Source organism: Acinetobacter sp. GFQ9D191M (genome assembly GCF_011174875.1).
Taxonomy (GTDB): Bacteria; Pseudomonadota; Gammaproteobacteria; order Pseudomonadales; family Moraxellaceae; genus Acinetobacter.
Genome location: NZ_JAALGV010000106.1, coordinates 1 through 10,501, shown reverse-complemented (window position 1 = coordinate 10,501; position 10,501 = coordinate 1). Strand labels below are relative to the sequence as shown.

Annotated in this window: 8 protein-coding genes and 1 pseudogene; 8 read left to right on the top strand and 1 reads right to left on the bottom strand. The window is 43.2% G+C overall.

Annotated elements, in window-relative coordinates; translation table 11 throughout:
• Nucleotides 1–135 precede the first annotated feature (135 nt).
• From G5T77_RS14490 to G5T77_RS14455, 8 genes are all read left to right on the top strand, one after another.
• Nucleotides 136–969, top strand: coding sequence for a p-hydroxycinnamoyl CoA hydratase/lyase (locus G5T77_RS14490; RefSeq protein WP_099337170.1), 834 nt, complete (start codon nucleotides 136–138; stop codon nucleotides 967–969).
• A gap of 50 nt (nucleotides 970–1,019) precedes the next feature.
• Complete coding sequence (locus G5T77_RS14485; protein ID WP_166138553.1) at nucleotides 1,020–2,471, top strand: aldehyde dehydrogenase; 1,452 nt, start codon at nucleotides 1,020–1,022, stop codon at nucleotides 2,469–2,471.
• Nucleotides 2,472–2,548: 77 nt separating this feature from the next.
• On the top strand, nucleotides 2,549–4,435 hold the full coding sequence (locus G5T77_RS14480; protein ID WP_166138550.1) for a feruloyl-CoA synthase: 1,887 nt from the start codon (nucleotides 2,549–2,551) through the stop codon (nucleotides 4,433–4,435).
• Between the two features lie 73 nt (nucleotides 4,436–4,508).
• Nucleotides 4,509–5,648 (top strand): acyl-CoA dehydrogenase family protein, encoded by a 1,140-nt coding sequence (locus G5T77_RS14475; RefSeq protein ID WP_166138548.1) that lies wholly within the window; start codon nucleotides 4,509–4,511, stop codon nucleotides 5,646–5,648.
• Between the two features lie 54 nt (nucleotides 5,649–5,702).
• The gene (locus tag G5T77_RS14470; protein ID WP_205683246.1) at nucleotides 5,703–6,956 is read left to right on the top strand and encodes an OprD family porin; all 1,254 of its coding nucleotides are present in this window, start codon (nucleotides 5,703–5,705) and stop codon (nucleotides 6,954–6,956) included.
• A gap of 57 nt (nucleotides 6,957–7,013) precedes the next feature.
• Nucleotides 7,014–7,550: a DUF3237 domain-containing protein gene (locus G5T77_RS14465; RefSeq protein ID WP_023897053.1), complete on the top strand. Its 537-nt coding sequence runs from the start codon at nucleotides 7,014–7,016 to the stop codon at nucleotides 7,548–7,550.
• A 40-nt stretch (nucleotides 7,551–7,590) separates the two neighbouring features.
• A complete protein-coding gene (locus G5T77_RS14460) occupies nucleotides 7,591–7,980 on the top strand; it encodes a PaaI family thioesterase (protein ID WP_166138543.1) in 390 nt (129 codons plus the stop codon).
• A gap of 33 nt (nucleotides 7,981–8,013) precedes the next feature.
• Nucleotides 8,014–9,765 (top strand): tannase/feruloyl esterase family alpha/beta hydrolase, encoded by a 1,752-nt coding sequence (locus tag G5T77_RS14455; protein ID WP_166138540.1) that lies wholly within the window; start codon nucleotides 8,014–8,016, stop codon nucleotides 9,763–9,765.
• Nucleotides 9,766–9,828: 63 nt separating this feature from the next.
• On the opposite strand, the pseudogene G5T77_RS14450 reads toward G5T77_RS14455, so the two are convergent.
• Nucleotides 9,829–10,473: pseudogene (locus G5T77_RS14450) on the bottom strand (FadR/GntR family transcriptional regulator); the annotation flags it as partial.
• Nucleotides 10,474–10,501: the final 28 nt, after the last annotated feature.

The following is a 10,501-nucleotide window of genomic DNA, read 5'->3' as shown; positions in this document are numbered from 1 at the left end:
GTAAGTGTCAACAGACCCTAAATTACATTGGTTTATAAATTATTTTTTAAATATTCAAAATAATACTTGAATGTAAGTTTAACTGATATTATCTTAAACCTCATCAGGACATAAACAAACATCAAGGAGCAACACATGTCTTATCAAAACCGCTGGCAAACTGTTGACGTACAAGTGGATGCAGGCATTGCATGGGTAACCTTAAACCGCCCAGAAAAGAAAAATGCAATGAGCCCAACATTGAACAAAGAAATGATCGATGTACTCGAAACTCTAGAATTAGACCCTGAAGCACGTGTACTTGTTTTGACCGGCGCCGGAGATTCCTGGACAGCTGGCATGGACTTAAAAGAATACTTCCGCGAAGTCGATAATCAACCAGAGATCTTCCAAGAACGTATTCGCCGTGATGCATCTCGCTGGCAGTGGCATCTGCTTCGTTTCTATTCAAAACCAACAATTGCTATGGTAAACGGTTGGTGTTTTGGTGGTGGTTTCTCTCCACTTGTCGCATGTGATCTTGCCATTGCAGCAGACGAAGCAACCTTTGGTTTATCTGAAATCAACTGGGGTATCCCACCGGGCAACCTGGTAAGCAAAGCAATGGCAGATACTGTGGGTCACCGTACTTCGATGTACTACATCATGACGGGTAAAACCTTCTCAGGTGTTGAGGCTGCCAATATGGGCTTAGTGAATAAGAGTGTTCCACTTGCGCAACTTCGTGCTGAAGTAACTGAACTGGCTAACAACTTACTTGAGAAAAACCCGGTTGTACTACGTACCGCGAAAAATGGTTTCAAACGTTGCCGTGAACTGACTTGGGAACAAAACGAAGATTACTTATATGCAAAACTGGATCAATGTAATCATCGTGATGATGAAGGTGGTCGTGAACAAGGTCTGAAGCAATTCCTTGATGACAAGTCAATCAAGCCAGGTCTTCAAGCTTACAAACGCCCTGCTTAAGCAGTCTCAATACACATTCGTCATGATGGACATGTAAGGAAACATTTGCCATGCAAAACGTACAGTTACTTATTCACGGTCAATCCGTTGCAGCAAGCTCAGGACAAACTTTTGAAAGAATCAGCCCGATCGATGGCTCGGTTGCATCAATCAGCGCTGCTGCAACTTTATCGGATGTTGATCGTGCGATCGAATCCGCACACGAGGCGTTTAAAACATGGTCTGCCCTTTCTCCAACAGACCGTCGTTTAAAATTACTCAAAGCGGCGGACCTGATGGATCAAAAAACTGAACAATTTATTCAGACTGCGATTCATGAAATAGGTTCAACTGCAACGTGGTATGGTTTTAATGTTCACCTTGCGGCCAATATGCTACGCGAAGCTGCAGCTATGACCACACAGATTGATGGTAGTATTATTCCATCAGATGTACCAGGCAACATGGCGATGGGCATTCGCGTACCCTGTGGTGTCATCGTCGGGATGGCACCATGGAATGCCCCTGTGATTCTTGCCACACGTGCATTAGCTATGCCGCTTGCCTGTGGCAACACTGTGGTTCTTAAAGCATCTGAAGCATGCCCTGCAACACATCGTCTAATTGGAGAAGTGTTACATGAGGCAGGGATCGGAGATGGGGTAGTCAATGTCATCACTCATGCGGCCCAAGATGCCCCTCAAATTGTGGAACGCTTAATTAGCCACCCACTGACCAAGCGTATTAATTTTACCGGTTCAACCCATGTGGGCCGAATTATTGCTGAAACAGCAGCTAAATATTTAAAACCGGTCCTGCTCGAACTTGGTGGAAAAGCACCTGTAATTGTGCTTGATCAGGCTGACCTAGATGAAGCTGTCAATGCCGTAACCTTCGGTGCTTTCTTTAACCAGGGTCAAATCTGCATGTCCACAGAACGTGTTCTGGTAGAGGAAAAAATTGCGGATATCTTTATCGAAAAACTCGTGGCGAAAGTCAAAACTATTCGCGCTGGCAATCCACTTGAGAGTGATGCCCCACTTGGTGTGCTGGAAAGCTTAAAAGCAGCTGCACGTATTGGAAAGCTAATTGAAGATGCACGTGAAAAAGGTGCAAATTTACCACTCGGTTTGGACATCGACGGTGCTATCATGCAACCTACGATCGTGGTCAATGTCACTAAAAATATGCAGATTTATGCCGAAGAATCGTTCGGCCCTGTGTGCACGGTACAACGCTTTAAAACTGTTGATGAAGCGGTTGAACTGGCAAATGATTCCGAATTTGGTTTATCTGCAGCTGTGTTTAGCCAGGATTTAGCACAGGCGCTTGCTGTAGCAAAACGGATCGAATCTGGGATCTGCCACATCAATGGCGCGACTGTACACGATGAAGCACAAATGCCGTTTGGTGGTGTAAAACAAAGTGGTTACGGACGGTTTGGAAGTAAAGTCTCTGTTACTGAATTTACCGAATTACGTTGGGTGACTATACAAACAAGCCCACGTCACTACCCGATCTAACGAAAATACAAAGAGTTGACATGAGGTCAACTCTTTTCGTGGGAAAAGAATAGATAAAAATACATGGAGTAATAACAATGGCACGCGTGACAGTTCAATCGCATAAATATCCTGAACGTTTTGTTAAATTAGGCAGTCATGAAACACATTTTGAATATAAGAACGGCACCTTATATATTTCTCCAAAAGAAAAGCTCAAGCCTTACCCACAAAAATTAACTGACCGTTTACTTCAATATGCAGAGACACATCCGAACCGCATATTTGCTGCAAAACGTGATAGTTCAGGTCAATGGATTGAACTGACATATGCCGAAACAGCAAATCGTGCATGGCGTATTGCACAAAGTTTAAAACAATATTCACATTTATCGACTGAACGTCCTATCGTCATTTTATCTGGCAACGATTTGGAGCATCTCACCCTATCCATGGGGGCAATGCTTGCAGGGATTCCTTTTTCCGCGGTTTCCCCAGCTTATTCTTTAATTTCCAAAGATTTTGGCAAACTCAAACATATCTTTGATGTCCTTACACCTGGTTTAGTTTTTGCCAATGATGGGGATGCTTTTGCGACTGCCATTGAGCACTGCCGTAATGCTGATGATATTGAAGTAGTCACTACATCTGGTCAGTGTGGTGGTCAAGCATGTACCTCCTTTGCAACACTGCTTGATTCTGAAATCAATGATATCAAGGCCCACTATGCCACGATTGATGAACATCAAATTGCCAAATTTTTATTTACCTCTGGCTCGACCAAAATGCCAAAGGCAGTGCCGACCACACATTTGATGCTCTGCACCAATCAGCAAATGTTGCTGCAAACTTTCCCAGAATTTGAAGATACACCACCGATTTTGGTCGATTGGTTAGCATGGCATCATACCTTCGGTGGCAGCCATAATGTCGGAATCGTACTTTACAATGGCGGCACGATTTATATTGATGATGGCAAACCGGTGCCAGGGAAAATGGAAGAAACCATTCGTAACCTGAAAGAAATTGCACCAACGGTATATTTAAATGTACCGAAGGGTTGGGAAGAAATCACGGTAGCACTTGAACAGGATGAAGAACTCCGTGAAAAATTCTTTAGCCGTGTCAAAGTGTTGTTTTTTGCTGGGGCTGCACTATCTGAAGCAGGCTGGAACCGTCTAGATCAGATTGCACAAGACCATTGCGGTGAACGCATCCGTATTATGAGTGGTTTAGGCATGACAGAAACTGCGCCCTCTTGTGTATTTACTACAGGTCCTAAAGTCATGGCGGGCTTTATTGGTTACCCAGCGCCAGGCTGTGAAGTCAAACTGGCACCATGTGGTGACAAACTTGAATTTTGTGTTCGCGGCAAAAATGTCATGAAACATTATTGGCGTCTACCTCAAGAACAGCAGGCTGATATTTTCGATGAAGAAGGATTTTATCGTACTGGCGATGCCGTAAAGCTTGTTGATCCAAACGATCCAAGCCAAGGGCTGATGTATGACGGACGTATTGCCGAAGACTTTAAACTCAATACCGGTACCTTTGTTAATGTAGGCACCTTGCGGAATAAAGTCCTGATTAATGGCAATCTACTGATTCAAGATGTCTGCATTACCGGTTCCAATCTGAATGCGATTGGGTTTCTGATATTCCCGAAACTTTCAGCTTGTGCTGAATATGCCGGTTTAGATCTTAAACACGTGACAGCCCAAGAAGTATTGAGCCACCCTAAAGTACAGCAATGGTTTAAACAATTCCTGGTGGACTTCAATAAAGACGCCACTGGCAGTTCAAATACTGTATCAATGCTGTATTTAATGATAGAAGCTCCACAGCTGGATGCCGGTGAAACCACTGACAAAGGCAACTTAAATCAGAGTGGCATTTTGAAACGTCGTGCTGGCATGGTGCAGGAACTCTATGAAAAACACGTTAATAATCCACTAATTATTCGTATTCCAACCCTTAAACAATAAGCCCTTACCCTGAGTTTAGCAGCGCTTTTTATAGCGCTGCTTGGGCATTTGCATCCAAATTAAGGATAATTCTATGCAAAAAGATAGTGATTTCGAGCTGTTTCGTGATAATTATCAACGTTTTTTAGCAGAACACGTTGCACCATTTTATGAAACTTGGGAAGAACAAGGCTTAATCCCACGTGAACTATGGCACAAGCTTGGGGAAAATGGCTTTTTATGTGTTGATGTCCCTGAAGAATACGGGGGCTTTGGTGCGCCGATTCACTATTCACAAATGCTGGTGCAAGAAACCGCCAAAGCCGGTTTTACTGCCTTGGCAGTTGGTATTGGAGGACAAAGCGAACTTGTCTCCCCTTATATCCAAAATATTGGTAGCGAAGAACAAAAACAATATTGGTTACCCAAGATGGTCTCAGGTGAAGTGGTCACCGCGATCGCAATGACGGAAGCCAATGCTGGTTCCGATTTACAAGCAATTCGCACCCAAGCCATTTTAGATGGCGATCATTATGTGGTGGACGGTTCTAAAACCTTTATTTCCAATGGACATCATGCCGACTTAATCGTACTGGTTGCAAAAACTGACCCGCAAGCACGCGCCAAAGGCATTTCCATTTTACTCGTTGATGCTCATTTAGAGGGAGTGAAAAAAGGACGCAGTCTGAAAAAAATTGGACTACATGCCCAAGACACTGCTGAACTGTTTTTTGACCAAGTTCATGTACCTAAAAATCAACTTTTGGGTCAAGAAGGCCACGGTTTTAGCTATCTGATGCAAGAATTGCCACGCGAACGTCTCAGCATTTCACTTATGGCACTTGGATCAATCCAAGGGGCTATCGACATTACTAAAGAGTATGTGCTTGAACGTAAAGCCTTTGGTCAAGCTTTATCGCAATTCCAGAATACACGTTTTGTGCTTGCACAAGCGCAAATTAAAGCGCTTGCAGCTGAAGCATTTGTTGAACGCTGTAAAGACCTATATAGCAAAGATGCCCTAAGTGTGACTGAAGTGGCCGCATTGAAGTGTTTTATTACTGACACCCAATGTGAAGTCATTGACCAGCTCCTACAGCTCTTTGGGGGCTACGGCTATATGCAGGAATATCCAATTTCGCGCTTCTTCGTCGATGCGCGTGTGCAAAAAATTTATGGGGGAACCAATGAAATTATGAAGGAGATCGTAGCACGCGAACTCTTGGGGAAATAAAACACGCATGACTTAAAAACAATATTTTCAATAATGTTTCAGGATGAAATAATGATGAAAAATTTATGGATCACACCGTTTTTACTTTTAACTACACCTGCTTTTGCCAATAGTTTTATTGAGCAAAGTAAAGTGGATTTAACGGCTCGTAACTTCTACTTCGATCGCGATTTTCAGGTTGAAAACCGTTATCCGGCACTCCGGGACTGGAGCCAAGGCTTCATTTTAAAAGCCCAGTCAGGTTATACCGAAGGCCCTATTGGATTTGGTATCGACATTTTGGCCACTGCCGGGTTTAAGCTGGATGCTGATGCAAAGTATGGTGGTACAGGAAACCTGCCACGTAATGCCAGAACCAATGAGCCAGCAGATCAATATGGGGAAATTGGGATCACCGCAAAAGCCAAAGTTGCTCAAACTGAAGTCCGCGTCGGTACATTACAACCGATGACACCAGTACTTGTCGGTTCCCCTGCCCGCCTGTTACCTCAAACCTATCGCGGGGTTGCAGTTCAGTCTAAAGATGTGCAGGGTCTCGATTTACAAGCCTCCTATATAGACAAGGTTAATCATCGTGATTCGACCAATTATGAAAACATTAAAATCTCCGGGGTGAACGGCCGTTATATATCAGCTGAAACAGACCATTTGTACTATCTCGGTGGCCATTATGATCTCAATAATTATCCACTAAAACTTACCGCTTTCCATATGGATGTCGATGATCTATATCATCAATCATTATTGGGCGTCACCTACAAGCATGCCTTTAATGAGGATACCGCACTGACCAGCCAGCTACGTTATTATATGAGTGATGCTGATGGTGCTGCCAAAGCAGGTAAAGTAGATAACAATCTAATCCATAGCCACTCAGAGCTAAAGCATCAAAACCATAAATTTATTCTTTCGACTTTCCATCATCTAGGTGACACGGCCTTTCCTTATCTAACTGGCGGTGAAACAGGCTTAACCATCGATACATGGACCGGCGAATTCTTAAATGCCAAAGAACGTGTTTATAGTGCCCGTTATGAATATGACTTTAAAGATTATGTTCCGGGTTTACGTTTTATGACTCGTTATACCCATGGTAGCAATATTTATGCGCCGCAACTCGGAGGCACCGATTTTGAGGAAGATGAACTCGACTTTGACATAGGTTATACCGTGCAAAATGGCCCACTGAAAAACCTTGGGCTACGTGCACGTTATGCAATTTATGATAATGATATGCCGATTACTGCCAATATTAAACCGGCTAATGAAACCCGTATCAACATCGACTACACATGGAAATTTAAATAATTCAAAACGAGAGGTTCTGTCACACATAGAACCTCTTTTTATTTCGGGAAATTCATCATGAAAAAAGTTGTAACGCTACTCTGTGGAATTTGTTTCATTGGTCTGACTCATGCCGAAACGCAATATAGCCCTCCACCTATTCAGCTTGAGCCTTTAGCAAAATTTAGTGTTGATTTAAATGCGCCTGTTTGGGAATTAGGCACGACCAGTGATGCAGGTAAACGCCGAATTATTCCCATTACAGGTGGGACATTTGAAGGCAAATCCCTTAAGGGCCGCATTTTAAATAATGGTGCAGATTGGCAAATCGTTGACAGTAAAGGACTGGCCATTATTGATACACGATATTTGTTAGAAACCGATGACGGTGCGCTTATTTACCTTCAAACCAAAGGTTACCGCCATGGCTCGGCAGAGACGCTAAAACAGCTTGCCCAAGGCAAAGATGTGGACCCGAAAAACTACTATTTCAAAATTACCATGCAGTTTGAAACCAGCTCACCAAAATATTCATGGCTCAATCAGACCGTTGCGGTAGGCAGTGCAATGCGCTTGGGTAAAGCAGTTATTTATGATGCCTATACCCTGAAATAATAATTTTTATAACACCTACAAAAAGGATGGAGCCTTCATTATGGATCAAAAAACTTTAGAACACTTACCGCCCATCCATCACCATTTGGGTGGACATAATATCCATTGGAATGACCAAAACACTGAACTCACCATCCACTACACGGCGCTAGAAAGTTTTACCAATCCACGCGGCACCGTTGAAGGCGGCATGATCTGCGCCATGCTTGACGATGTGATGGGACTTTTTGCATATCTCGCCTATGACCGTAAACCCGCCACCACCATCAATTTAACGATGGATTTTTTAAAGCCCTGTGCTGTGGGTGAAGTCATTACAAAATGCCGATTCATTAAACAAGGCAAAACCGTACTGAATCTCGAAAGTGAAGCTTGGCAAAACAACAAAATGATTGCACGAAGCACAGCTAATTTTTTGGTTTTAGATTAATTGCAAACATTCATTCAATAAGGAGATGAATAAATGAATTACACCAACAATAAACGAATTTTGACCCGCTCCGCTTTGGTTCTTGCCATGCTTAGTTCTTTGGCAGGCTGTGGAAGTGATAATGATGACACAATGGTTCCGTCAACAACCAAACCACCGCAGTTATCTCCTGCTGTTGGCGTAAAAATGACAGGAAGCTGTTCAGACTTAATCGGATTTCATTACAACAATACCGTTATTAGCTCAGCTACCCTTCAAGAAGCAGGTACATTGACTGTCGCCAACAAACCGATTGGTGCACATTGTTTGGTCAAAGGTTATATGGATCAACGGGTAAGCCCTGTCGATGGACAAACTTATCAAATTGGTTTTGAAATGCGCTTACCAATAGACTGGAACGGCCGTTTCCTCTATCAAGGTAATGGCGGAACCGATGGCAATTTAGTCCCTGCCACAGGTCAGGTCGGCAGCGGCGGTCCACTCACCAATGCCCTACATGATGGTTTTGCGGTCATTTCTTCCGACGCAGGACATAATGCTTCACAAAATCCAATGTTTGGTTTAGACCCTCAAGCCAGAATTGACTACGGTTATGGTGCAATTACCAAACTCACGCCTATGGCAAAAAATCTAATTAAAGCCGCATATGGTAAATTGCCAGACCGCTCCTATGCAGGCGGTACATCTAACGGTGGGCGTCATGCCATGATTGCTGCAACTCGTTTGGGTGATCAATATGATGGAATTTTGGCAAGTACACCAGGTTTTCACTTACCTCGTGCAGCTGCGGCTCAACTCTATACAGCACAGCAGCTCCGTCGTGTCGCAACAGATGAAAATGACCTAAGTACCGCACTTACTCTTCCAGAGCGTAAAGTTTTAGCAAAAGCGATTTTAGATCGATGCGATGCCTTGGACGGTGTCGCAGATGGACTAGTTCAAGATGTCGAGGCTTGCCGTACGGCTTTTGATATTCATAAGCATGTACCCGTTTGCTCAAGCACAAGAGATGGTACTTGTTTAAGCACCGAACAAATTGATGTATTAGCCAACATTTACCGTGGTCCTGTAAACTCTGCTGGACAAGCGCTCTATGCAACCCAGCCTTTCGACCCCGGTTTAGTCGGTAGTAACTGGGCAAGCTGGAAATTCGAATCTTCGGTGGGAACAGCACGTGACCCCGTTGCAGTCGGCATTCTTTTTCAAGTCCCACCAGACCCAACCGTGACTCAAAACTCTAGACAATTTGCCTTTAATTTTAACTTCGATACCGACTATCCAAAACTCTCGGCAACCAATGATGTGTATACCGAAAGTTCGATGTCTTTCATGATGCCACCCGATGAACTCAATCTAGATAAACTCCGTAATCACGGTGGAAAAATGATTGTGGTACAAGGCACAGCAGATGGCGTTTTCTCTGTAGATGACACCCAAAATTGGTACGATCAACTCCTACAACACTATAAAAATGATGCGAAAGGTACAGCGCCTGAATTTGCGCGTTTCTTTAGAGTTCCGGGTATGAACCATACCCGTGATGGCATTGCGACCGACCAATTTGACGCATTGACTGCTTTAGTTAATTGGGTGGAATATGGGCAAGCACCTGACAAAATCATTGCAACTGCACGCGGTGCAGGTAACCCGAGTGGTCAAGTGAATACTGAACTTCCTCAAGACTGGGCGCCTGACCGCACCCGTCCACTTTGCCCTTACCCGCTGATTGCCCGTTACAATGGTCAAGGCGATAGCGAAAAAGCCGAAAACTTTAGCTGTAAATAACACCCAAAAAATTAAAAGAGAGCTAAACAGGCTCTCTTTTTTATCTTGATCTTAGCTCAAGCTTTACTGCTTAAACTTTTTAATACTCTTAGACAAATGAGCTCGCATCATTTGTCGGGCCAATAATCCGTCCTGATCGACAATTGCGTTATAAATATTGACATGATCATGGTGAACCGCTTTTAAATATTCTTCGCGATTTTCAGGACTTTGCTCAATAGATTTAACACGTGCACGTGGAATAATTTTTTCGCCAAGATACTTTAAAAAATCAACGAAATATTGGTTTTCAGAAGCTTCAGCAATGGCAATATGGAAATCATAGTCAGCTTTTACCGTACCATCATTTGCATCTGAAGAAATATGTCGTTCAAAGTCTTCAAGCGCAGCTTTCATTTTATCAATATGGATTTGCTTACGGCGCTCAGATGCTAAAAAGACAGCTTCAGATTCAAGACTAATCCTAAGCTCAAGCAGGGAAATAATGTCATTAATGGTTTCTAAACTGGCATTAGACAACAGAAAATTTTGCTCAACTGTCTGCTCTTTGACAAAAGTACCAATTCCGTGACGAGTCTCGACAAATCCTAATGAACGCAACTCAGTAATTGCTTCGCGAATGACAGAACGGCTTACTTCAAAAGTTTCAATTAATTCAAGTTCGGTCGGGATTTTTTCTCCAACTTTAAATTCTCCAGACTGAATTTTGGTGGTGTTTCAAAAAGTATGCTGACAT

Coding starts and splice junctions, on each gene's coding strand:
- G5T77_RS14490 (WP_099337170.1), top strand. CDS start 136: ATGTCTTATCAAAACCGCTGGCAAACTGTTGACGTACAAGTGGATGCA.
- G5T77_RS14485 (WP_166138553.1), top strand. CDS start 1,020: ATGCAAAACGTACAGTTACTTATTCACGGTCAATCCGTTGCAGCAAGC.
- G5T77_RS14480 (WP_166138550.1), top strand. CDS start 2,549: ATGGCACGCGTGACAGTTCAATCGCATAAATATCCTGAACGTTTTGTT.
- G5T77_RS14475 (WP_166138548.1), top strand. CDS start 4,509: ATGCAAAAAGATAGTGATTTCGAGCTGTTTCGTGATAATTATCAACGT.
- G5T77_RS14470 (WP_205683246.1), top strand. CDS start 5,703: ATGAAAAATTTATGGATCACACCGTTTTTACTTTTAACTACACCTGCT.
- G5T77_RS14465 (WP_023897053.1), top strand. CDS start 7,014: ATGAAAAAAGTTGTAACGCTACTCTGTGGAATTTGTTTCATTGGTCTG.
- G5T77_RS14460 (WP_166138543.1), top strand. CDS start 7,591: ATGGATCAAAAAACTTTAGAACACTTACCGCCCATCCATCACCATTTG.
- G5T77_RS14455 (WP_166138540.1), top strand. CDS start 8,014: ATGAATTACACCAACAATAAACGAATTTTGACCCGCTCCGCTTTGGTT.